A 22,942-nucleotide genomic window follows, 5' to 3' on the forward strand; every position below is an offset into this window, starting at 1 on the left:
GGGCCCCGGCACGGCGGAGCCGGCACCGGGGAGGGGCGTGGGGCGGAGCGCAGAGCCGTACGCCGTATCGCGGCCCGGCGTACGGAAACCCGGCCGGGCGCGGGGCCGGGCCGGGATCGGCGGCTGTCGCCACGGGTCAGCGCAGGGCGTCGGCGACCTCGCGTGCCGCGTCGACGACCCGGGGCCCGACCCGCTCCGGCACGGCGTCGGCCAGCATGACGACGCCCACGCTGCCCTCCAGTCCGGTGATGCCGACCAGCGGGGCGGCGGCGCCGCTGGCGCCCGCCTCCAACTCGCCGTGGGTGAGGGTGTATCCGGGCTCGATGAGCGCCCCCTGACGGGCCGCCAGGATGGCCCGTCCGGCCGCGCCCCGGTCCAGCGGGTGGCGGAAGCCGGCCCGGTAGGCGACGTGGTAGTCGGTCCAGGTCGGCTCGACGACGGCCACGGCCAGCGCCTCGGTGCCGTCGACGAGGGTCAGGTGCGCGGTGGCCCCGATGTCCTCGGCGAGCGACCTGAGGGCGGGCAGGGCCGCCTCCCGTACCAAGGGGTGGACCTGGCGTCCCAAACGCAGCACGCCGAGCCCGACACGGGCGCGGCCACCGAGGTCACGGCGGACCAGGGCGTGCTGTTCGAGGGTGGCGAGCAGGCGGTAGACGACCGTGCGGTTCACACCGAGTCGGTTGGAGAGCTCGGTGACAGTCAGACCGTGGTCGGTGTCGGCGAGCAGCTTGAGGACCCTGAGTCCCCGGTCGAGAGTCTGGGAGGTTTCCGCGGTCACGACGCCTCTCCCTCTTTCGGTGGGCGGCGGTGACTCTCACGGGGTGGAGCGCCGCCGGTCCCTCGGCGACGCACGGAGAGGCCGCCGGTAGCGGCCATGGCACCGGCTGCGCTCCCGCGGCGGCGCTGCCACGGGGCGTTCGATGCGGGGACAGTAGCGAGCGGGTCCGCTCAGCGGAAGGCCTCGTCCAGAATCCGGGCGCATGCCGCCGTTTTGCGGGGATTGTCCCGCGCGCGTGTATCAATTCGTAATGATCATCCGCTGAAAATCGCTTTACACGCCCATTACTCTGATCATGTTCAAAAGTTGCTGGGGGTGGGCAGGCCGTTACGGCCCTGAGCTCACACAGGGGAGAGAAGTAAAAGTGAACTTGAAGCGCATGGCCGTCGTGGCCGCCGCCGCCGTCGTGGGTCCGACCGTTCTGATGGCGACGCCGGCGATGGCCGACGAGGCCCAGCCGACCGCCGTCACCACGCCGGACGCGGCCCCGGCCGCCGAGGCCCCCGAGGCTCCGGCCGCCGAGACCCCCGCCCCGGAGGCGAAGCCGGCCGTCGAGGCCCCGGCCGAGAAGCCGGCCGTCGAGGCCCCGGCCGAGACCCCGGCCGCCGTCGCGCCGGTCGCCCCGCCCGTCGCCCCGGCCCCGGTCGTCCCGGTCGCCCCGGCGACGCCGGACGCCAAGACCCCGGACACCAAGACCCCGGAGACCAAGCCGGTCGCCGACGAGGACGAGCTGGAGCTGGGCGACGAGGACCTCGTCGCGACCGGTCCCGTCCTGGAGCTCAAGGACGTCCCGGCCACCTTCAAGGTCGGCACCTGGACGAAGTTCTCCGTCGCCGTCGACAACTCGAAGAACAAGGCGCAGGACAGCTACGTGCTCGTCCTCGGCATCGCCGACGAGCACGGCAAGCTCAAGGGCAAGGACGTCCAGGTCCAGGTCTTCTGGAACGGCACCTGGCACTCGGTCGAGATCATCGACGACGCCGGCCTCCCCGTCGCGCTGCTGGCCGACGACCTGCAGATCCCGGTCGGCAAGCTCAAGCTCGAAGTCCGCATGAAGTTCGGCACCGGTGCCCCCAAGGGCGACATCGCCGTCATCGCGGGCGGCAGCAGCAACGACGACGACGGCGTCTGGTCCGAGCCCGTCGTGGTCGAGTCGAAGATCGTCTCCGCCGGCAACGGTGGCGGCAACAACAACGGTGGCGGCAACACCGGCACCAAGCCGAACGGTGGCACCTCCACCACGCCGATCGTCGACAACAGCAACAACGGCGGCACCACCAACAACGGTGGCACCACCACCGCCGGTGAGCTCGCCGAGACCGGTTCCGACGCGGCCACCACCTGGGCCATCGGTGGCGCCGGCATCGCGCTCGCCATGGGCGCTGCCCTGGTCGCCGGCACCGGCCGTCGTCGCCGCACCAACGCGTAAGCGGTAGGGCACCACGAGAACGGGGTCCGTGCGCAGCCGCGCACGGACCCCGTTTCCGCATCCGTCCTCCAGGGCGGCGGCGGGCGCTACCGCATCCGCGTGGCCCACTCCTGAACCTTCTTGATCCGTTCCCGCAGCTGTCCCGCCGTCGCCTCCGCGCTCGGCGGCCCACCGCACACGCGGCGCAGCTCGGTATGGATCACCCCGTGCGGCTTGCCGCTCTGGTGGACGTACGCGCCCACCATCGTGTTCAGCGACTTGCGCAGCTCCAGCAGCTCCTTGTGGGAAACCACCGGCCGCCGGTCGGCGGGCAGTTCCAGCAGGTCCGCCTCCGCGTCCGGCTTGCGTCGGCTGTGCGCGATCTGCCGCGACTGCCGCTTCTGGAGCAGCATCTGCACCTGGTCCGGCTCCAGCAACCCGGGGATGCCGAGGTAGTCCTGCTCCTCCTCGCTACCGGGGTGGGCCTGCATGCCGAACTCGGCGCCGTCGTAGAGGACCCGGTCGAAGACGGCGTCGGACTCCAGCGCCTCGAAGGACATCTGCTCGTCCTCGGCGAGGTCCTCGTCCTCCAGCTTGTTCGCCTCGTCCATTTCCTTCTCGGACTCGGCGTACGGGTCCTCTTCGCCCTGCTTCTTCGGCTTGTCGAGGACGTGGTCGCGCTCGACCTCCATCTCGTTGGCGAAGCCGAGGAGGTAGGGGATCGTCGGAAGGAACACGGACGCGGTCTCGCCGCGCCTGCGCGATCGCACGAAGCGGCCGACGGCCTGCGCGAAGAACAGCGGCGTCGAGATCGTCGTCGCGTACACGCCGACCGCCAGGCGCGGGACGTCGACGCCCTCGGACACCATGCGGACCGCGACCATCCACCGGTCGTCGTTCCCGCTGAAGGTGTCGATGTTCTTCGAGGCGCCGGTGTCGTCGGAGAGCACCAGGGTCGCCTTCCGCCCGGTGATCTCACGGATCAGCTTGGCGTAGGCGCGCGCCGAGTCCTGGTCGGAGGCGATGACCAGGCCACCGGCGTCGGGGATGCCCTTGCGGACCTCGGTGAGCCGCTGGTCGGCGGCGCGCAGCACGTTCGGCATCCAGTCGCCGCGCGCGTCGAGCGCGGTGCGCCAGGCCTGGGAGATCGCGTCCTTGGTCATGGGTTCGCCGAGCCGGGCGGCGATCTCGTCGCCCGCCTTCGTCCGCCAGCGCATGTTGCCGCTGTAGGACAGGAAGATCACGGGGCGGACGACGCCGTCGCCGAGGGCGTTGCCGTAGCCGTAGGTGTAGTCGGCCGAGGAGCGGCGGATGCCGTCGTTGCCCTCCTCGTACGTGACGAACGGGATCGGGTTGGTGTCGGACCGGAAGGGCGTTCCGGTCAGGGCCAGCCGGCGGGTCGCCGGGTCGAAGGCCTCGAGGCAGGCCTCGCCCCAGGACTTGGAGTCGCCCGCGTGGTGGATCTCGTCGAGGATGACGAGGGTCTTGCGCTGCTCGCAGCGGTTGCGGTGCAGCATCGGGCGCACGCCGACGCCCGCGTACGTCACCGCGATGCCGTGGTAGTCCTTGCTCAGCGGGCCGGCCGAGTACTCGGGGTCCAGTCGGATCCCTATCCGCGCGGCGGCTTCGGCCCACTGCTTCTTCAGGTGCTCGGTCGGGGCGACCACGGTCACCTGCTGCACCACGTGGTGGTGCAGCAGCCAGGAGGCCAGGGTGAGCGCGAACGTCGTCTTGCCGGCGCCGGGGGTCGCCACCGCGAGGAAGTCCCGCGGCTGCTTCTCCAGGTACCGGTTCAGAGCACCCTCCTGCCAGGCACGCAGCTTGCTGGCGGTACCCCACGGCGCGCGGCCGGGGAAGGCGGGTGAGAGGTGGTGGGAGGCGGTAGTAGTCACGGTCTCCGGTTCGTCTCGGTCGCGGGTCGCGGTCGTAACGCGGGTCATCCGCGGTCGTACGTAGGACAACCGGGCCACCTTACCGGCCCGCGCGCACCCCTCGCGGAGGGACAGGCCCGTGACCTCGGCGGGTGCGGCGAGGGTCACACGGGACACCGGGCGCGGCGCCGGCGGCGGCTGTCGACGGCTGGCGACGGCCGCCGCCGGCCGCCGCCGGCTTCCGGACGGGCGGGGTACGCGGGTACTCGGACGAGCTAGGCGGTGGCTCCGCGCACGGCCTCTCCCTTTCCGGCCGGGGTCGCGGGGTCCAGCCGGGTCGCGACCCAGGCCCCCACCAGCGCGACGGCCGCCATCGGGAGGAAGACCACCACGAAAGCGGTCGGATGCGACGCGCCGCCCTCCGCTACGGCGTGCCCCGCTCCCACCGCTCCGCCGCCGAGCGCGGCGAACGCGGCGCCGCCGGCCGCCAGCAGGACCACGTTCGCGAGGGCGTCGGAGATCTGCAGCGCGGCGGAGTTCGTGCCCGCCTCCTGCGGCGGGGACAGCTTCAGCAGCAGCACGCTCGTCGAGCCGATCACCAGCCCCATGCCGAGGCAGCCCACGGCCCAGGCGAGGGCCAGGGTCCACACCGGCACGGACTCCACGAGCACCGCCGGGGCCGCCGCGATGGCGAAGGCCACCAGCACCATGCCGAGCACCATCAGCTGCTCCCGGTAGGGCGCCGTCCGGCCCTTGGACTGCACCCACGACCCGGTCGCCCAGGTCACCCCGCCCAGCGCGAGCGAGAAGCCGGCCATCGTCGGGCTCAGGCCCCGCTGGGTGACCAGCATCAGCGGCACGAAGCTCTCGGCGGCGATGAACGACCCCGCCGCCACCCCGCGCAACAGCACGACGGACGGCAACCCGCGCCGCGCCAGGTACGTACCCCGCGGCAGCAGCCCCAGTACGGCGGGCACCAGCAGGGCCGCGCCGACGACCCCGGGGAGCAGCGACAGCCACCGCAGGTCCTGGGCGGCGTACTGGAGCAGGGCCGCGCCGGCGGAGATCCCGAGGGCGAGCCGGATCCGTCGCCCGTCGAAGGCGGCGGGGGCCCCGCTCGTGTCGACGGGCCCGGAGGCGGTGCGCCGGATCGCGGGCAGCGCTATGGCGAGCGGAACGACGACGAGCGCCGGTATCCCGAGGAACACCCACCGCCAGCCGAGGTGCTCGGTGACCGTCCCGGCGGCCAGCGGGCCGACGATCGACGGCACCACCCAGCTCGCCGCGAACGCGGCCATGATCGCGGGCCGCAGCCGCTCCTCGTACGCCCGGCTGACCACCACGTAGAGGGCGACGATGACCAGCCCGCCCCCGAAGCCCTGCACGGCCCGCCCTAGGACGAACAACCACATGGCCCCGGCCGTCCCGGAACACACCAGCCCGGCGGCGAAGGCCCCGATGCCGACGGTGAGCGGCCGCAGCGGACCCTGCCTGTCGGACCACTGTCCGGACAGGACCATGGCGAACAGGCTCGTGGTGAAGTAGGCGGAGAACGCGAACGCGTACAACGCGATCCCGTCCAGCTCCCGCGCGGCGACGGGCATGGCCGTCCCCACGGCGGTGGCCTCGAACGCGATCAGGAAGATCACCGAGATGATCCCGATGCTGAGCGCCCGGTACGCCGGCTCAAGGATCCCGCCGGGCGACGGCCGCGGCGACTGCTGCGGCTGCACGGGCACGGTGGTGTCGGGCCCGCTCGGCACGCGGGGTTCAAGAGCGCTCATCGCCCCAGAGTAAGGTGCGTAGCCCGCGAGCGCCCCTGTCAAATAGTCCCATCCCGACTCGGCCCGCCGACCTAGGACCATGAACGGGGCGTGGCAGTCGTATTGCGTCCCCCCGATCGGCCTTCCGCACCGGCGAGACCTCCCCGTACGGTCATGACCAGCACCAAGCAACACCAAGCAACACCCCACAGCCGTGTGCCCGAGTGGTTGAGGGACTCGCCTGCAAAGCGAGTTACGCCGGTTCGATTCCGGTCACGGCTTCTGCGAAGGCCGTCCAGAGGCGGGAGGTCCCCTGGACGGCCTTCAGCACGTCCGGGGGTCCGTCGCCCCTACTGCCCGCACCGGGTCTGTTCCCGGGCGGCCGCCAGATACTTCGCCATCAGCCGGGCGAACAGTGCCCGCGAGGTCCCCGGCTCAATGTGCTCCACGGACGCACTGATCCCGAGCTCCAGCTCGAAGCCATCGGTGGGCCCGTCACAGGTGAGGGCGACCCACGCGTCCGTGTCCCCCACGATCCCCTTGTCACCGAGCGGCAGCGGGTCGGGGGCAGGCTGATTCTTGTCGGGGTGCCAGAAGAAGCTCTGTCCCAAGGGCTGGCGCGTAGCCGTGACAAGCACCCGTCCTTCGCCGTCGACGTCGATGTTGCAGGTCGCCGCGCGGCGGACCGAGGTCAGCCGGACATCGACCGGCGAGGTCTCCTTCACTGTCTCGCCGTTACCCAACAGGGGCTCAAGGTCTGCCCGGGTAAAGAGGCCGAAACAGCTACGCTCCTGCAATTGCGGTGCCGCAGCCCTCTCCTTCGAGTTGGAGCAGCCCATTAGCCCTGCGGCCAAGAGGCCAACAGCACAAGCAAGCCGAAGCCGGGTGATCCGCATCAGGATCCACCACTCGCTGTGGCCACGTGGCCCCGTCCGACGGCGTGGGCATTGGCTGTTTCAGTCGACGCCACACCCGCGAGGGCATCGATCGACCGCTGATTCATCCCGGTCCCCTCCGAGGCATGGCGCACAGCCGCTGCCGCAGAGACACCTGCTGCGGTCTGTGCCCTCGTGTAGTCGATCGCGGCCTGCCCATTCACCTCATCGGTCTTCTTGGCCTGGTCCTTCTCCGCCCCCTTGACCACGCTATCCGTCACATCCTCCTTGAGCCACGTCACCGCATCCCCCGCCAGCGGCACCATCTCCAAGTACTTGCCGCCCGCCGCGTCAATGCCGCGTTCGATCCACTTCGCGTTGTTCTCCACGCCCTGCACGTACTCCTCCTGCTTGTGCGCGCTCTCGGCGAAGACGCCCTCGGCGCGGGCCTGGGAGAGGATGCCCGCGATCTGGCCGCCCGGGTGGACCGCGCTCTTGATCCCCGCGTCGAGTTCCTCGTACTCGCTCCGGTGGACGATCACGTCGTTCACCAAGGTCGTCGTGAACGCCCGCTGCGCGTTGGTCATCGCGCCGTAGGCGTCCGGGTCCTGGCCCACGGCGCCGACGAAGCTCGCCATGGCCGACTTGTCGAACTCCGCCATCTCTCCGTTCGCCTTGATCATCCGGCTGCCGTTCTCCGCCGACGCCTGGATGTCCGGCATGTACTCCGCCGCCATCTGCCCGAAGTGGCCGGACAGGCCCTTCAACGGGCCGTCCGGCTTGCCCGGGTCGGCCGCCACCAGTTCCGGCTTGTCGCCGATCTTCTCGACGATCCGTTCCATGACGGCCGCCATCTCCTTGGTGTGCGGGACCGGCGGGGAGTCGTCGTCGCCCGGGGTCCGGTGGGAGACGGCGGCCATGAGCGCGTCGCCCACCGCCTGCTGTCCCGCGTGCAGGCCGCCGGTCCGTGTGATGTCGAAACCGTCCGCGCCCGGAGGCTTGTCGAGCATGTAGTCGACCATGCCCTGCGCCTTGCCGTGCTGGCCCGTGACCACCCTGTCCGCCGTCGTGACGATGCCGTCGCGGTTGCTGTCCTCGCGGACGGGCTCGTTGAAGAAGGCCGTGGCCGCCTCGGGGTTGTTGCCGAGGGCCTCCATCAGCCCCGTGAGCGGGTAGAAGCCCTTGCCGCCCTCCGTGCCGTGGTTGAGCGCCATGCCCATGTCGTACGGAGCCCCGTACTCCCACCCCTTGGGGTCCTTGCGGTCCATCGCGACCATGTCGCGTCCGACCGACACCAGGAACTCCTTGTCATACTTCCCCTCCCGCAGCAGCGAGCCCAGCGCCTGGTAGCCGAAGACGCGCGCGTTGAGCCCGGCGACGCCTGTGACGTCCAGTTCCTTGTGGCCGGCCCGCATCAGCTGCCGTGTCCAGGCGGCGTCCAGGTGGTGCGGGACGTCCTTGTGCGTGGCCAGACCGAGCATGGCGCCCATGTCGCTCTGGATGTTCGCGACCATCAGCTGGCGGTCCCGGCCCGCGGGGCCCAGGCCCGTCGCGTCCAGCGACATCTTCGCGTACATCTCCAACGTGTCCTCGGGGCCGACCGAGCGGTAGAAGGACGTCGCGAACTCGGGATCCGTCCGGTTGTCGTCGAGCAGGTCCTCCAGTTCGCGCAGCGCCGCGACGTTGCGGCCCGTTCCGCCTTCGCCGGTGACCGTCCTCATCAGGCCGGCGGCGCGGGCGGACTGTTCCGCGTCCAGGGTCGTGAACTTCGGACCGCTGAAGTTGTGGTCCTCCGCGACGTTGGCCCGCAGCGCGCGGACCAGCGAATCGTCCGCGTCCTGCGCGTCCTCGACCGCCCGGTCGACCCGCTGCTGCCACAGTTGCCGGTTCGTACGGAGCAACTCCTGGAAGTCGGGGTCGTGCCGGGCCGCGTTGCGGTCCGCCTCCGTCGGGAGCGGCAGGACGAGGACCCGGCCGCCCGCGTCGATCCGGAACCCGGCCGCCGGAGCGTCCTCGGCGATCTTCCTCAGCTGGTCGCGGGCGAGCTTGAAGGTGGTGTGGGCGTCGGCGAGGACCAGGTGGACGCCCTTGGCCTCCTTGGCGGCGTCCTCGAACTCCTTGGCGGTCTTTGCGACGAACGGTCGGGCCACGCCGGCCGTCACCCCGCTCCACTCGGCCCTGTCGGACTTCGCCTTCATGCCGTTGCGGGCGACCTCGGCCAGCTCGTCGAGCTTGGCCGCCATCGCCCGCCAGTCGCCGGCGGCCGTCCGGAGCTGGTCCAGCGGCGCGTTCAGCACGTTCTCGTACGTCAACACGGCCCGCCTACTTGAGGTACTCGTCGATCTTGGACGTGGTGAAGGCGGCGTAGAGCTGTTGCTCGTCCTTGCCGTGCGAGGAGAGCGAGTAGTTCAGGCCGTTGGAGATCTGGGCGCACGCGGCGACGAGGGTCTTCAGCTGGCTCTCCCAGCGCGTACCCACCTTGCTCAGGGCCGCGCCGCTCGCGAAGCCCTCGCGCGTCAGCGCGCCGGCCGCTTCGGCGGTCGCGGTGGCGGCGTGCTTGCCGTCGGCCTGGAGGCGCGCGTGGAGGCGGTGCGCCTCGGAGCCGACGGCGCCGATGTGGTCCTGGTCGAGCGCCAGGTCCGCGCCGCCGGGCGGCGACGCCTGGTTGAGCCGGAGGGAGACGTTGGTCGCGGCCGTGGCACGGGCGGCGGACCATTCCTCGTCGAACGACATCGCGTGAACTCCTGGGTCGGGTCCGGCTCTGATCAGCGGTGGTGGGTACGGCGTACGACGACGGCCGCGACGGCCCCGCCGATGAGGAGGCAGGCCCCGATCCCGAGCGGGAGCCAGGGGGGTCCGCCGCCGGTGTCGCCGCCGGTTCGGGGTACGGATGCGGCGGCGCGCGACGCCTTGCCGGCCGCCGGGGTGGTCGCGGACGCGGTCACGGTCGCGCCCCTGGCCTCGGCTGCGGCCAGGTCGGGCAGCGGGTACACGTCCGCCGGCCCGGGGTCCCCGGGCGCGGGCACCGCGACCCGGGGTCGCACGACGCCGTAGCCGACGTAGTCGTTCCGCTCGACGCCGTCCACGGGCTTCCCGGCGGTGTTCAGCAGGACGCGGAGCACCTGGTGGTTGGTCCATCCGGGGTGCGCGGCCCAGACCAGCGCGGCGGAGGCGGAGGCGAGGGCGGAGGCGTCGCTAGTGCCGTGGCTGGTGCAGAGCCCGGTCTCCTTGGCGCAGCCCGTGACGATCTCCGTGCCGGGGGCCGACAAATCGACCTGTCGACCATGCTGCGATTCCTTGGTCGCCGCACCTTCCGCGTCCACGGCCGCCACCCCCACCACACCGGGCGTGGCGGCCGGGTAGCGGATCTCGTTCGTGGTGTCCCCGTCGTTGCCGACCCCGGCAAAGAGCAGCTTGCCTTTGGAGAGGGCGTACTTCACAGCTTCCGCCCGGCCGGGATCGTCCTTGGCCGTGGCCATGGAAATGTTGATGATCTTCGCCGGGGAATCAGCCGCGTACCGAATCGCGGCGGTCCACAAAGGGCTTGTCCCGTTGAGCTCGTGGGGAACTCGGATCGGAAGAATCTTTGCCCCGGGCGCGAGCCCGAAGGCTCCGTCGCCGCTCGGGTGCTGTCCGGAACCGGCGATCACGGCGGCCATGGTGGTGCCGTGCTCGTCGTAGTCGTCGCGCTCGTCGCCCGTGTAGCTCTTCTGCCCGGCGGCGAAATCCCTTCCGGAAACCACCTGCCCTTCGAGTTCTGGAATTCTTCCGACGCCGGTGTCGATGACGGCGACGGTGATTCCCTCACCCGTGCTGAGCTTCCAGATATCGTCCACTTTCATGGCATCGAGGTGCCATTGCTGCTCCCTGATCGTCTGCGCGTGGGCCGGGGTCGCCGCGACCCCGGCCAGCAGCAGACCCACCAAAGCCGAGGTCGCGTTCCGCGTGCGCATCCGTGCGAGGTCCGTTCCGCTCAGTCGATCACCGGAGGGACAACGCGACGGTTGCCCTGCCAGGCTTTTTCGTCCTCGACCAGGTAGTCGGGGCGGCCTCCCCGTTGACCGTCACGTCGTCCTCCCGCTGTCCCGGCACCCGCTCCGGTTGGGCCCATCACCCCACCAACTCCGCCCGGGCCCATCTCGTTGCGCACGAGGCCTGAGCCACCTTGGGTGAAGGGTTGGCTCCCCGCCGCAGAAGGCTGCCGTCCGGCGACGACTCCGCCCACCCCGGCGCCGCCCGTGCCGCGACCCGTCGGGGGCGGGGCTCCCGTCCCGATCACCGTCCCGTGCGGAAGACCTGCGGGGGGACCCTGGGGGGCCACCGGCCTGCCTCCGACAATGCCGTTGTTCGGCGGAGGGAGGGACGCGCTTCCGCCGACGAACGGGGCCACGGGGCCGGGGCCGGCCGAAGGCCTCGTGTGGAGTGGACGACCGACCCCCGGGGCGGGCGATACGGCGCCCGCTGAGGGACCGGGAGGCAGAACCGGAACGAAGCTCCCGCCCACGGCCGGGCCGGTGGCGGCCACTCCCCCAGGCACTCCGGCCGCCGGAGGCACCGTCCGATCCGGCAACACCGCCACGTGGTCGAGGTGCACCTGCGCATCACGGTCCCGGACGGAAGACGCCGACAGTGGTCCCGCTGCCGGAGAGGAGGGGTCCTCCTCACGCTGCGGCCGGATCGTGGGCAACCACTGGGGTCGGCTTGCAGGAGAGGTGGCGCCGACGCCGGACGCCACGTGGGACAGCACACTCGAACCGGCCCGTCCCTCCGCGTCGCCGCCCGCACGGCCGCGTGGAACGTCCTCGGAGATGCGCCTCGGCTCGAAAACCCCCGGGGGCGGTGGGAACGTCGGGATTTCGGCTCGCTGGAGTTGCGTCGTCGATGTCTCGTACGACTGGGCCAGCTTGGTGAGTTGTTGGACCGCCCGGTCGTGGTCGGCGGTGAGTTTGGTGTGGGCCGTGCGGGCCGCCTCATGGGCGTCGGGGTCGTTGTGGTGGTCGCGGGCCGAGCGGAGGTCGGCCGCGGCGGCGGTGTCGTACGGCGGGGTGTTCGCGCGGACCTCGATCATCGTTTGGGCGGCTTCCGTCAGCCACTTGCCGGCCTCGGCGCTGTATGCGGACAGCCGGAGCGTGGCGTTGCCGGCGCGGCTCACCCAGTCCTGGAAGGCGTGGGCGGCTTCGCCCTCCCAGCCCCCGACCCGGTGCCCCTTGAGGCTTTCGCCGATCTCCTCGATCGCCGCCGCCGCGTTCGACAGGTGCGCGGCACGCGCCGTGACCGTCTCGGGGTCCAGGGTGGCGATCATGGCCAGGAGTTGCGCGTGGGTCCGGCCCTCGAAGTCCGTGGCCATCAGAGGCCGCCCCCGGCCGCGCTCGCCCCGGCCCGCCCGGCCCCCTCGGCGGCGGCCTGCTCGGCCCGCTCGGCCCGCGCCGCCTGCGCCGCCTCCTCACGGGCCCGCGGATCGCGGTCCGGGACGTAGTCCCGCTTCGCCTGCCCGACGATCGCCCGCATCCGCCGGCGCGTGTCCTCGTCCACGTCCCCGTAGCCCTTGCCCGCCGTGAGGATCGCGATGCCCAAGGCCTCGATCTGCGCCGCCAGGCCGCGGGAGAGGCCGCGGAGTTCGCCGTGGACGGCCCCGTACGCGCGGAGGAGGGCGTCGGCCTCCGCGAAGCCCGTGCCCAGCGTGCCCGTCGGGAGGGCGCCGTGGGCGAGTGCGCCGTCGTCGGCCGCGGAGCCGTCGAGCTTCGCCAGGAGGGCGTCCACCAGCCTCTTGTAGCCGGTCATCGACGCGTACTCGACCTCCAGGGCCCCGGCCTGCCGCGTCAGCGCGTCGGCCACGCCCGCGGCCACGCCCGCGCCGGCCACGCCCCCGGATAACCCTGACACCGCCGCCACACCGGCCTCCCGTCACACCCCGCGCACGTTCGCGCACTCAAGGTGAGCACTCTAGCCCGGGTCGGCACCGCAACGCGGCGCGCCGGATCAGGAGTTGGTCGTGGTCACCGGCGCCGCCACCGCCGCCGACGGCCGGATCGGGATCCGGTTCACCGGCCGGCCCGTCGCCGCCCGGACCGCCGAGGCGATCGCCGCCGGCGTGGTCACCACCGGGACCGCGCTCGCCGCCTTCGCGCCGAACGGGGCCACCACGTCGCGTTCCTCGACCAGCTTGACGATGCGCACCGTCGGCGCGTCCAGCGACGTCGGCAGGGCGTAGCCGGTCAGGTCGGGGTGGCGTACGAGGCCGGCGACCGAGCGGAGGTTCTCCGTCAGGGCGGCGCCCACGCCCTGGGTGACGCCCGCTTCGATCCGGGCCTCCAGTTGGCGCGGGTTGAGGACGCAGCCGACGTCCTGGGCCACGGCCAGTTCCACGACCCGGACCGAGCCGAGCTCGATGTCCACGTCGACGACCGCGCGGATCGCGCAGAACGCGAGGCCGACGAACGCGTCGCCCTGCCCGTCCGCGTCCAGCGGCTCCGTCGGATGCGGGCGGCACTGGGCGGTCGCCCAGAGCTCCTTGCCCTCTATCGCCTCCGGTACGGACATCGAGAACGCGCCGTCGTACGACGTGATCCGGCCGTCCGCGATCTGGAGCAGCTCGGTCGACATGCCGAGCTTGTGCGCCATGGGTTGCAGCAGCTGGGTGCGGACCATCTTCGCCGCGCGTTCCACCGCGCCGCCCGACACCCACGTGTGGCGGCCGTGCGCCGACGGGCCGGCCGGCGGCTGGTCGGTGTCGACGGGGGCCATCGCCACCTCGTCGACGCCGAGCACCTCCTGGACGATCTGGCGGGCCAGCGTCGCGAAGCCCTGCCCGGTGTCGACGGCCGCGCAGATGACGGTGGCGGTGCCGCCGACCACCTTCACCGTGGCCGTCGAGACCTCGTCGGCGCCCTCGGCGCCGAGCATGTGGACCATGCCGAGGCCGTACCCGACCCCGCGCCGCACCGCCCCGGGCTCGCCCGCGCCCTCGGGGCCGCCCGGCAGCAGCCATTCCTCCTCCGGGGTGTCCTTGGGGAGGGAGGGCAGCGGGTAGTCCCGTACGGAACTCAGCAGTTCCGCCACGGGCGCCGGGCAGGTCACGGTCTGGCCGGTGGGCAGGATGTCGCCGGTGGCCATGACGTTGCGCATGCGCAGTTCGGCGCCGTCGATGCCGAGCGCGGCGGCCAGCTTGTCCATCTGGCCCTCGTACGCGGCGCAGACCTGCATCGCGCCCTCACCGCGCACGTGGCCCGAGGGCGGGTTGTTCGTACGGACCGCCCAGCCCTCGACGAAGGCGTGCGGGACGACGTACGGGCCGCAGGCGAACGCCACGGCCGCGGCCAGCGACTCGGAGGAGGCGTCGGCGTAGGCGCCGGCGTCCATCAGGATCTGCGCCTCGACCTTGACCAGCCGGCCCTCGGCGTCCGCGTGGTGGCGGTAGCGCAGCAGCGTCGGGTGGCGGTGGGCGTGGCCGAGGAAGGACTCCTCGCGGGTGGCGGCCAGTTTCACCGGGCAACCGGTGCGCAGGGCGAGCAGGCCCAGCGGGAGCTGGAAGGCGGGGTCCTCGCGGTCGGACGTCGCTCCGGGCACGCCCGTGACGACGACCCGCACCCGGTCCGGCTCCAGCCCGAAGCAGGCGGCGGCGAGGTCGCGGTCGGTGTGCGGGTCGGTGGAGGCGGTGTAGATCTCCACGCCCCCGTCGGGCCGCGGCACCGCGAGGCCGGCCTCCGCGCCGATGGGCGCGGGATCCTGGCGGCCGATCCGGTACAGGCCCTCGACGACGATCTCGCCGGTCGCCTCGGGGTCGCCGTAGCGCAGCGGGATGTGTCGGATCAGGTTGCCGTCCGGGTGGAGCGGGGCGGCGCCGAAGGACTGCTCGGGGTCGGTGACGGGGTCGAGGAGCTCGTACTCGACCGCGATGGCGGCGGCCGCGAGGCGGGCCGTGTCGGGGTGGTCGGCGGCGACGGCTGCGATGGGCTCGCCGTGGTGGCGCACCACGTCGTGGGCGAACACGGGCCGGTCGGCGATGCGGCGGCCGTGCGTGCCCGCGCCGGGGACGTCGAGGTGGGTGATGACGGCGCGCACGCCGGGCATCTCGGCGGCGGCCGAGGTGTCGACGGACAGGATCCGGGCGTGGGCGTGCGGGGAGCGCAGCACGGCGGCCCACAGGAGCCCCTCGGCCCACAGGTCGGCGGCGTACGGGAAGGTGCCCTCGGTCTTGGGCCGGGCGTCCGCCGACGGGACGGAGGCGCCGATTCCGCGCGGGGTGCGCGGCTGGTCGCCGTCCCCGGCGGCGGTGACCGTCGTGACGGAGGTGGTGGCCGTCGTCGCGGCCGTGGTCGTCGCCGTGGCGCCGTCGTGCCCGCTCACGCCATGCCTCCGTTGTGCTGGAACCCGGGGTTGCCGGGGTTGCCGAGGTTCCCGGGATGGCCGGGGTTCCCGAAGTCGCCGTGGTCGCCCGGGTCGCCCGGGTCGCCCGCGCCTCCGGGAAGACCGGAGTGACCGGGATGACCGGGATGACCGGGATCCCCCTGGACCCCGCCCTCACCGGGCAGCGCCTGGTGCGGAATCCGCGGCTCACCGCCCGCGCCGGCGGCGGCACCGGCCGCCGCCGCACCGCTCGCCTGCGCCTCGTCGTCCGTCGCACCCGCGCCCGTACCCGGCGCCCCGCGCTCCGCGACGACCTCGCGGACCGCCTCGATGACGCCCTTGTAGCCGGAGCAGCGGCACAGGTTGCCGCACAGCGCCTGCCGGGTCTCCAGGTCGCTGGGGGCGTGGTTGCCCTCCAGCAGGTCGTGGATCGTCATGGCCATGCCCGGAACGCAGAACCCGCACTGCACCGCGCCCGACCTGCACAACGCCTGCTGCACGTCCGACAGTTCCCCGTCCGTGGCCAGCCCCTCCACGGTGCGGACCTCGCTCCCGGCGGCCGTCGCGGCCGGCACCAGGCAGGAGGCGACGAGCCGGCCGTCGACCTGCACCGCGCAGGCCCCGCACTCACCCTGCGAGCAGCCGTCCTTGGCGCCCGCCAGGCCGAGGCGCTCGCGCAGCACGTAGAGCAGGGACTCGCCGATCCAGGCGCCGGTGACGGGCCGATCGGCGCCGTTGACGCGCAGGACGTAGGAGGCCGCCGGGTGCTCGTGCTGCGCGACCGCCGGGCTCGGCTCCTCCTCGTACGTCGCCCCCTGCACCGGGAACCGCTCGGCGTCGTCCCCGGCCGGGGGTGCCTGGTCGCTGTCGGGGGTGTCCTCACCCGGCGCGGGCGGGTCCCCCGCTTCGGCCGGTGTGGGCGGCACGGCCGCGAATCCGTGTCCGTGGGTGTCCCCGGGGCCCGTGGCCCCGGCGTCCACCGGACGGGGCCGCTCCTCCTCGACCGGCGTCCGCGCCGGGCCGTGGTCGGCGTCGATGTCGGGGCCGGCGTGCAGCAGGGGCTCCGGCTGCGGGCCGGGCTCGGGCAGCGGCTCCGGAAGCGGGGTGCCCACACCGGGGCCGCCCAACACCCTCGGGCCACGCCCGGCGGCTCCCGCCCCGGTCCCATCGGCCCGCCGGTCGCCGTCCTCGCCGGCCCCGACCGAACCGGGCAACACCCCGGCGGTCAGCATCCCGCCGGTCAGCGCCCCGGCGGGGTCCGGGTCCCCGCCGTCCGCGCCCGCCCAGGGGGCGGCGCCGCCGAACGTGTCCGTCCGACCGTCGTCCTGGTAGCCCCCGGCGTACCCGCCCCGGTATTCCGCCGGGTATCCGTCCTGCCCGGCGGCCGGGAACTCGCCGGTTCCCCGGTAGCCGTCCGCGCTCGCGTAACCGTCCCTACCCGCGTAGCCCTCCGCGCCGGCGGAACCCGCTGGGTCCGGAGCGTCCCCGAAGGCCGAGAAGTCCGAGAAGTCGGAAGAGCCCGAAGAGCCCGAAGAGCCCGAAGCATCCGAAGGGTTGGAGTAGTCCGAGAACTCCGAGAACTCCGCATACGGCGAGAACTCCCCGTTCCCGCCGGAAAGTTCCGGCGCTCCCGCGCCGCCCGTCGGCAACGTCCACTGCCCGGTGCTCACGGACCCGTCGGACTGCTGCGCCGCGTCGGGGAACTGCCACTCGGCCGTCGCGGAGGGGTCCGGGTCGTGTCCGGGCTCCGTCGGGCCGGTGTCGCCGTAGGCGGCGGCCACGGAGGGCGGCAGCGGGATCGACGCGGGGATCGGTCCGCGGTCGGGGGCCGCGTCGGCGCCCGACCCGCCCCCGTTGCCCGCCCCGGCCTCCGGCCACTGGAACGGCATCGTCCAGGTGCCCGTGGCCGTCGGGTCGGCGCTGGCCGAGCCGAGGGGCACGATCATCGGCGGCGGCACGTACCCGTGTCCGGGCGCGGCGAGGGGCTCGCCGCTGTCGAGCGCGTCCAGCATGTGTTGCGGCAGCTTCACGAAGGCGGTGGCCTCGGAGTCGAACTCGCCGCCGTGCGGCACCGGCTCCCAACCCCAGTCGGTGCCGCCCGGGTTGCCCCTGTTGTCCGAGTTGCCCGCGTTCCCGGTCGATCCGCTCACGTTCTCGTTCTCACTCATGAGGTCAGTGCCCTCCCCAGGGCCCTGCGCGCCAGCACGGCCACCGTCCGCCGCAGATGCAGTACTCCGGAGGACACCGGTTCCCCCTGGTCGGGCACACAGGCGGCCGCGACGTACTCGCCGAAGGCCTCCAGCGCCTCGGGGGCCAGGGTCCGTTCCCCGTCCCAGTCGATCAGCGAGGCCACCCACCGCTCGGCCTCCAGCGGCCGCAGCGGCATCGGGGCGACCGCGCCGACGGCGCAGCGCACGCCCCGGCGCGCGGGGTCGAGCACGAGCCCGACGGAGGCCAGGGCCCGTCCCGGTCCGGTGCGCCCGGTGGCCTTCAGGAACACCTGCGGCGCGTGCAGCAGGGGCACCCGTACGAAGCCGATCAGTTCGCCGGGCCGGAGCATCTCGCGGCCGGCCAGCAGGTGGGAGACGGGGATCTCGCGCTGCGATCCGCCGGGTCCGACGATGATCAGCATCGCTTCCAGCGCGGCCAGCACCGGGAGGGCGTCACCGGTCGGGGCGGCCGTGGCGATGTTCCCGCCGAGGGTGCCCGCGTTGCGGATCTGCGGCGGGCCGGCGGCGCGGGCGGCCGCGGCGAGCGCCGGGATCAGGGCGGCGAAGTCGGGCCGGCCCATGCGGGCGTGCGTCAGGCCGGCGCCGAGCAGCGCGTGTCCGTCCTGGTACTGCCAGCCGCGGATCTCGTTGATGCGGCCGAGGCCCACCAGCGCGGCGGGCCGCAGCAGGCCGGCGTTGACGGCGGCCATGAGGTCGGTGCCACCGGCCACGGGTACGGCCGCGGGCATGGCGGTGAGTGCCGCCACGGCCTCGTCGAGCGAGGTCGGCAGCGTCACGGACTGCGACGCCCGGTCCGCATGCGGAGGTTGCGGCTCCTGAGCCGCATGCGATGCGTGCGGTGCGTGCGTGGTCAACCCAGCTGCCCCTTCCCGATGTCCCGGTCCCGGCGCTCACGCCTGTCCGCCGTACGGTACGTCCTCACCGCCGGGAGGTGGCAACTCTGGCACATCTTCCGGAGCACCCGGCGCGAGGGTCTCCCGGGTGCCGCACGACCCGAACCCGACCGCGCACCGCGACGCCGGCCCGACCACCGCGAGGGCGCCCGGGCGGGTGGCCGTACGACCACGCGCCCGGGCGCCCGTTTTTCCCCGTATCAGCCTTATTCGGGAGAGAGTTCCAAAGGTTTCCGAAGAGTTCCGCTTCCGGCCGTCGGCCGTCGTGGCGCCGGCACCCGCCCGGGTCACACGATCGGAGGCTCCCCCTCGATCGGCCGGCCGAGCACCCCCGGCCGGCGCTGCCACGGCAGTGGGCCGCCCGGAGGCCGGTAGTCCACGCCGAGCGCGTCGAGCCGCGCGTAGTGGGCCACCATCCGCGCCTCGAACCCGACGTGGTCCCGGGATTCCGGTTCGGGCAGCGTCGACCACACCACCTCGGCGAAGGCCGCCAGCCTCGGGAACACCTGGTAGTCGACGCGGCTCTGATTTTCCATCACCTCACTCCACACGTTGGCCTGCGCGCCCAGCACGTGCGCGGCGGCCTCCGGCGACAGCTTCGGCGGCACCGGCTCGAAGCGGTACACGTCCGCCAGGGAACGCACGTATCCGATGGGCATCGGCTCGTCCGGACCGCCGGCCTGACGGTGGTCCAGGTACACCTGCTGCTCCGGGCACATCACCACGTCGTGCCCGGCCTCGGCGGCGGCCACGCCGCCCGCGTAGCCCCGCCAGGACGACACGACGGCGCCCTTGCCCAGGCCCACGGCGCTCAGCCCCTCGCCGGACCCGGCGGCCCGCGGGTCGGCGCCGGCGCCGTCTTCCAGGATCTCGTCCCAGCCGACGAGGCGCCGGCCGCGCGCGGCGAGCCAGCGGTCGAAGTGCCGGATGAACCAGGACTGGAGGCCGTCCTCCCCGTCCACGCCGAGCTCCGCGATCCGCGCCTGCGCCGCCGGGGAGGCCTTCCACTGGACCTTGGGGCACTCGTCGCCGCCCACGTGGACGAACGGGGACACCTGGGCCGGGAACAGCTCCAGCAGCTCCTCGAAGACGCCTTCGTAGAACCGCAGTACGGCCTCGGTCGGCGCGAGCACGTTCTCCGAGATGCCCCAGTCGTCCCACACCTCCAGCGCGGCGGTGTCCACCACGTCGGCGTTCCCGAGCTCCGGGTAGGCGGCGATGGCGGCCTGGGAGTGGCCAGGCAGGTCGATCTCGGGCACCACCCGCACGTGCCGTTCGGCGGCGTAGGCGACGATCTCGCGGATGTCGTCCTGGCTGAGGAAGCCGCCGTGGGGCGTCTCGTTCCACAGCGGTGAGGCCCGGTGCCCCAGACGGCTGCGGGAGCGCCAGGCGCCGGTCTCCGTGAGCTTCGGCCGGCGCTTGATCTCGACGCGCCAGCCCTGGTCGTCCGTCAGGTGCAGGTGCAGCACGTTGAGCTTGTGCGCGACGAGCAGGTCGATGTAGCGCAGCACCCCGTCCTTGGGGAGGAAGTGCCGGGCGATGTCCAGCATCATCCCGCGCCAGCCGAAGCGCGGGGCGTCGTCGATCGCGGCGTACGGCAGGCTCCAGGTCCGGTCGGGCAGCGGCGCCCGGCGGTACGCGTCGGGCCCGAGCAGCTGACGCAGCGTCTGCGCGCCCCAGAACAGGCCGGCGGCCGAGGCTCCGGTCAGCTCGACGCCGTCCGCCCCGATGTCCAGCCGGTACGCCTCCGGTCCGGCCCCGCCCGCGCGCTGCGGGTCCACGGTCAGGCGTACGTCGCCCCGTGCGCCGGGGTCGGCGTCCGGCAGCTCCCACCCGGTGGCCGCCCCGAGTTCGCGGCGCAGCCACCTCGCGACGCCCTCGGCGCCGGGTCCGACGACGAGGGCCGGCCGGGGGCCGAAGGCGTACCTCCGTCCGTCCCCGTCGGGAACCGCGTTCCGGGGTGCGGGGATCAGGTCCATGCGTCAGCCCTTCGCCACAGCCAGCGTGTTGCATCCTGCGCAACGCACGTTCCGCAGGATGCTCGTCGCGCCGACACTAACCCCCGTCACGGGCACACAAAAGGCCCCCGGCGCGCATCCGCGCACACGGGGACCTTCGGCGGAGGGGTCGAGGACCTTCCTACTTGTCCTTGCCGCCCTTGTCCTTGTCGCCGCCGGCGCCCATGGACTCGTAGATCTCCTTGCACATGGGGCAGACCGGGTACTTCTTCGGGTCGCGGCCCGGGACCCAGACCTTGCCGCAGAGCGCGACGACGGGGGTGCCCCCGAGCGCGCTCTCCATGATCTTGTCCTTCTGGACGTAGTGGGCGAAGCGCTCGTGGTCGCCGTCGCCGTGGGAGACCTGCGGCGTCGGCTCTACGAGGGTCCCCGTACCAGTCCCGCGATCGGGCTCAAGAGTGCTCATAAAGCCAGGGTACTGAACGCCACCGGGCTCAGTTCAGCGACGGGTCGTCCAGATAGGTGGCGACCATCGCGAGGTCGCTGCGCTGGCGGCGCAGCACCGCCCGCCACAGCCGTTCGGGGTCGGGGAAGGAGACGTCGCCCGGCTCGGAGTCCACGACGTACCAGGCCCCGTCGCCCAGCTCGACCTCCAGCTGACCGGGGCCCCATCCGGAGTAACCGGCGAAGATGCGCAGGCCCCCCAGGGCCGCCGCCAACAGTTCGGGCGGCGCCTCCAGGTCGACGAGGCCGATCGCGCCGTGCACCCGGCGCCACCCGAGCGGCCCCTCCTCGCCCGGGATCACGGCGACCCCCAGGGCCGAGTCGAGCGCCACCGGCCCGCCCTGGAACACCACCCCGGGGTCTCCGGCGAGCGGCGCCCACGGCAGCAGGATGTCCCGTACGTCCACCGGGGTGGGCCGGTTGAGGACGACGCCGAGGGAGCCCTGCTCGTCGTGGTCGAGCAGCAGGACGACCGCGCGGTCGAAGTTCGGGTCCGCGAGGGCTGGGGTGGCCACGAGCAACCGCCCTGTGAGGGAGGACACCTCGGTCATGCGGACATGATCCCGCACAATCGCCCTTCAGGGGGAGCGGACGGCGGTATCGGATCGTGCGCAGCTCAGGGCGCACGGCGGCAGCGAGGAGCGCGCGCGGCGAAATCCCCCGGAAGTGAACGCTCCGCTACTTGCCGCGCACACAGGGTGCCGTACCGGGTTCATGACAGTCCTACGGCCGCGTCAGCCATGCGAACAAGGGGGTGGTGCCCCTTACCCTTGCCACTGATCCCCTGCCCATCCCTCTCCGGAACGCGAGATCCATGACCGGCATCAGCGACGATGTACTGCTTGTTCACGGCGGAACCCCGCTCGAGGGCGAGATCCGTGTCCGCGGCGCGAAGAACCTCGTGCCGAAGGCCATGGTCGCCGCACTCCTCGGCAGCGAACCCAGCCGTCTGCGCAACGTCCCCGACATCCGTGACGTCCGGGTCGTGCGCGGGCTCCTGCAGCTGCACGGCGTGACCGTGCGCCCCGGCGAGGAGCCGGGCGAGCTGGTGCTCGACCCGACCCACGTAGAGAGCGCGAACGTCGCCGACATCGACGCGCACGCGGGTTCCTCCCGGATCCCGATCCTCTTCTGCGGCCCGCTGCTGCACCGCCTCGGCCACGCCTTCATCCCGGGCCTGGGCGGCTGCGACATCGGCGGCCGGCCGATCGACTTCCACTTCGACGTGCTCCGCCAGTTCGGCGCGACCATCGAGAAGCGCGAGGGCGGTCAGTACCTGGAGGCCCCACAGCGCCTTCGCGGATGCAAGATCCGCCTGCCCTACCCGTCGGTCGGCTCGACCGAGCAGGTGCTGCTGACGGCCGTACTGGCCGAGGGCGTCACCGAGCTCAGCAACGCCGCCGTCGAGCCGGAGATCGAAGACCTCATCTGCGTCCTGCAGAAGATGGGCGCGATCATCTCCGTCGACACCGACCGGACCATCCGCATCACCGGCGTCGACCGCCTCAGCGGCTACAACCACAAGGCGCTCCCGGACCGCCTGGAGGCCGCCTCGTGGGCCTCCGCGGCCCTGGCGACCGGCGGCAACATCTACGTCCGCGGGGCGCAGCAGCGCTCGATGATGACCTTCCTCAACACGTTCCGCCGGGTCGGTGGCGCGTTCGAGATCGACGACGAGGGCATCCGCTTCTGGCACCCGGGCGGCCCGCTGAAGGCCATTCACCTGGAGACGGACGTCCACCCGGGCTTCCAGACGGACTGGCAGCAGCCGCTGGTCGTCGCCCTGACCCAGGCCTCGGGCCTGTCGATCGTCCACGAGACGGTCTACGAGTCCCGCCTCGGTTTCACCTCGGCGCTGAACCAGATGGGTGCTCACATCCAGCTGTACCGGGAGTGCCTGGGCGGCAGCGCGTGCCGTTTCGGCCAGCGCAACTTCCTGCACTCGGCGGTCGTGTCCGGCCCCACGAAGCTCCAGGGCGCCGACCTGGTCATCCCCGACCTGCGCGGCGGGTTCTCGTACCTGATCGCGGCGCTGGCGGCCGAGGGCACCTCGCGCGTCCACGGCATCGACCTGATCAACCGCGGCTACGAGAACTTCATGGAGAAGCTCGTCGAGCTGGGCGCGAAGGTCGAACTGCCGAACGGCGACCTGGTCTGATCCCCGCCTGATCCCGTCCGGGGCCCCACGGGGCCCCGGAAAGGCCGAAGGGCGGCCACCCCCGCGCCGCGGCGCAGCAGCCTTCGTACCCCGATGCCGAGGCACTGCGCGCTGTCGTCGCGGACCTCGAGTCGTATCCTCCCCTCGTCTTCGCGGG

At 72.8% G+C, this 22,942-nt stretch carries 17 protein-coding genes and 1 tRNA gene; 3 read left to right on the forward strand and 15 right to left on the reverse strand.

All coding sequences use genetic code 11. The annotated features are described in order from the left end of the window. Positions 1-136: 136 nt before the first annotated feature. Positions 137-778: a helix-turn-helix domain-containing protein gene (locus AB0D46_RS24495; protein ID WP_069920456.1), complete on the reverse strand. Its 642-nt coding sequence runs from the start codon at positions 776-778 to the stop codon at positions 137-139. A 364-nt stretch (positions 779-1,142) separates the two neighbouring features. On the opposite strand from AB0D46_RS24495, the gene AB0D46_RS24500 reads away from it, so the two are divergent. Then, positions 1,143-2,207: a hypothetical protein gene (locus AB0D46_RS24500; protein ID WP_362880423.1), complete on the forward strand. Its 1,065-nt coding sequence runs from the start codon at positions 1,143-1,145 to the stop codon at positions 2,205-2,207. 86 nt (positions 2,208-2,293) lie between these two features. Here AB0D46_RS24500 and AB0D46_RS24505 read toward each other — a convergent pair whose 3' ends face one another. Both AB0D46_RS24505 and AB0D46_RS24510 read right to left on the reverse strand, forming a co-directional pair. Then, complete coding sequence (locus AB0D46_RS24505) at positions 2,294-4,078, reverse strand: DEAD/DEAH box helicase (RefSeq protein WP_362880425.1); 1,785 nt, start codon at positions 4,076-4,078, stop codon at positions 2,294-2,296. A gap of 254 nt (positions 4,079-4,332) precedes the next feature. Further along, on the reverse strand, positions 4,333-5,841 hold the full coding sequence (locus AB0D46_RS24510) for an MFS transporter (protein WP_362880426.1): 1,509 nt from the start codon (positions 5,839-5,841) through the stop codon (positions 4,333-4,335). Between the two features lie 189 nt (positions 5,842-6,030). Here AB0D46_RS24510 and AB0D46_RS24515 point away from each other — a divergent pair. Beyond that, positions 6,031-6,102: transfer RNA gene (locus AB0D46_RS24515), tRNA-Cys, on the forward strand. Positions 6,103-6,170: 68 nt separating this feature from the next. Here AB0D46_RS24515 and AB0D46_RS24520 read toward each other — a convergent pair. The 12 genes from AB0D46_RS24520 to AB0D46_RS24575 all read right to left on the reverse strand — a co-directional run bounded on the left by AB0D46_RS24520 (position 6,171) and on the right by AB0D46_RS24575 (position 21,178). Next, the gene (locus AB0D46_RS24520) at positions 6,171-6,545 is read right to left on the reverse strand and encodes a hypothetical protein (protein WP_362880428.1); all 375 of its coding nucleotides are present in this window, start codon (positions 6,543-6,545) and stop codon (positions 6,171-6,173) included. Positions 6,546-6,715: 170 nt separating this feature from the next. Beyond that, positions 6,716-9,010 carry a DUF6571 family protein gene (locus tag AB0D46_RS24525; RefSeq protein ID WP_362880429.1) on the reverse strand — a complete coding sequence of 765 codons (2,295 nt, stop codon included), beginning with the start codon at positions 9,008-9,010 and terminating at the stop codon, positions 6,716-6,718. Between the two features lie 7 nt (positions 9,011-9,017). Continuing rightward, positions 9,018-9,428 (reverse strand): hypothetical protein, encoded by a 411-nt coding sequence (locus tag AB0D46_RS24530; RefSeq protein WP_362880431.1) that lies wholly within the window; start codon positions 9,426-9,428, stop codon positions 9,018-9,020. Positions 9,429-9,460: 32 nt separating this feature from the next. Beyond that, positions 9,461-10,648 (reverse strand): type VII secretion-associated serine protease mycosin, encoded by a 1,188-nt coding sequence (gene mycP / locus AB0D46_RS24535; RefSeq protein WP_362880433.1) that lies wholly within the window; start codon positions 10,646-10,648, stop codon positions 9,461-9,463. Positions 10,649-10,668: 20 nt separating this feature from the next. Then, the gene (locus AB0D46_RS24540) at positions 10,669-12,042 is read right to left on the reverse strand and encodes a hypothetical protein (RefSeq protein WP_362880435.1); all 1,374 of its coding nucleotides are present in this window, start codon (positions 12,040-12,042) and stop codon (positions 10,669-10,671) included. Beyond that, entirely contained in the window at positions 12,042-12,557 is a 516-nt protein-coding gene (locus tag AB0D46_RS24545; RefSeq protein ID WP_362880436.1) for a hypothetical protein, read from the reverse strand. Before AB0D46_RS24545 ends, AB0D46_RS24540 begins: the two co-directional genes overlap by 1 nt. Positions 12,558-12,674: 117 nt before the next feature. After that, positions 12,675-14,927 (reverse strand): xanthine dehydrogenase family protein molybdopterin-binding subunit, encoded by a 2,253-nt coding sequence (locus AB0D46_RS24550; RefSeq protein ID WP_362880449.1) that lies wholly within the window; start codon positions 14,925-14,927, stop codon positions 12,675-12,677. A 110-nt stretch (positions 14,928-15,037) separates the two neighbouring features. Continuing rightward, on the reverse strand, positions 15,038-17,209 hold the full coding sequence (locus AB0D46_RS24555; protein WP_362880437.1) for a 2Fe-2S iron-sulfur cluster-binding protein: 2,172 nt from the start codon (positions 17,207-17,209) through the stop codon (positions 15,038-15,040). Continuing rightward, the gene (locus tag AB0D46_RS24560) at positions 17,206-18,126 is read right to left on the reverse strand and encodes an FAD binding domain-containing protein (RefSeq protein WP_362880439.1); all 921 of its coding nucleotides are present in this window, start codon (positions 18,124-18,126) and stop codon (positions 17,206-17,208) included. Before AB0D46_RS24560 ends, AB0D46_RS24555 begins: the two co-directional genes overlap by 4 nt. A gap of 326 nt (positions 18,127-18,452) precedes the next feature. After that, entirely contained in the window at positions 18,453-20,144 is a 1,692-nt protein-coding gene (locus AB0D46_RS24565) for a beta-N-acetylhexosaminidase (RefSeq protein ID WP_362880441.1), read from the reverse strand. Positions 20,145-20,304: 160 nt separating this feature from the next. Further along, complete coding sequence (locus AB0D46_RS24570; RefSeq protein WP_281211013.1) at positions 20,305-20,589, reverse strand: DUF3039 domain-containing protein; 285 nt, start codon at positions 20,587-20,589, stop codon at positions 20,305-20,307. A 28-nt stretch (positions 20,590-20,617) separates the two neighbouring features. Beyond that, a complete protein-coding gene (locus AB0D46_RS24575) occupies positions 20,618-21,178 on the reverse strand; it encodes a YqgE/AlgH family protein (RefSeq protein WP_281211014.1) in 561 nt (186 codons plus the stop codon). 263 nt (positions 21,179-21,441) lie between these two features. Here AB0D46_RS24575 and murA point away from each other — a divergent pair, with 263 nt between their 5' ends. Next, positions 21,442-22,785 (forward strand): UDP-N-acetylglucosamine 1-carboxyvinyltransferase, encoded by a 1,344-nt coding sequence (murA, locus tag AB0D46_RS24580; RefSeq protein WP_362880443.1) that lies wholly within the window; start codon positions 21,442-21,444, stop codon positions 22,783-22,785. Positions 22,786-22,942: the final 157 nt, after the last annotated feature.

Origin of the sequence: Streptomyces sp. NPDC048383, assembly GCF_040651775.1 — a bacterium.
Classification (GTDB): Bacteria; Actinomycetota; Actinomycetes; order Streptomycetales; family Streptomycetaceae; genus Streptomyces.

Excerpts from the sequence above, each read along its gene's own strand:
- AB0D46_RS24540 (WP_362880435.1), bottom strand. The coding sequence starts at position 12,042 with ATGGCCACGGACTTCGAGGGCCGGACCCACGCGCAACTCCTGGCCATG.
- AB0D46_RS24575 (WP_281211014.1), bottom strand. The coding sequence starts at position 21,178 with ATGACCGAGGTGTCCTCCCTCACAGGGCGGTTGCTCGTGGCCACCCCA.
- AB0D46_RS24565 (WP_362880441.1), bottom strand. The coding sequence starts at position 20,144 with ATGGACCTGATCCCCGCACCCCGGAACGCGGTTCCCGACGGGGACGGA.
- AB0D46_RS24570 (WP_281211013.1), bottom strand. The coding sequence starts at position 20,589 with ATGAGCACTCTTGAGCCCGATCGCGGGACTGGTACGGGGACCCTCGTA.
- AB0D46_RS24530 (WP_362880431.1), bottom strand. The coding sequence starts at position 9,428 with ATGTCGTTCGACGAGGAATGGTCCGCCGCCCGTGCCACGGCCGCGACC.
- murA (WP_362880443.1), top strand. The coding sequence starts at position 21,442 with ATGACCGGCATCAGCGACGATGTACTGCTTGTTCACGGCGGAACCCCG.
- AB0D46_RS24510 (WP_362880426.1), bottom strand. The coding sequence starts at position 5,841 with ATGAGCGCTCTTGAACCCCGCGTGCCGAGCGGGCCCGACACCACCGTG.
- AB0D46_RS24555 (WP_362880437.1), bottom strand. The coding sequence starts at position 17,209 with ATGAGTGAGAACGAGAACGTGAGCGGATCGACCGGGAACGCGGGCAAC.
- mycP (WP_362880433.1), bottom strand. The coding sequence starts at position 10,648 with ATGCGCACGCGGAACGCGACCTCGGCTTTGGTGGGTCTGCTGCTGGCC.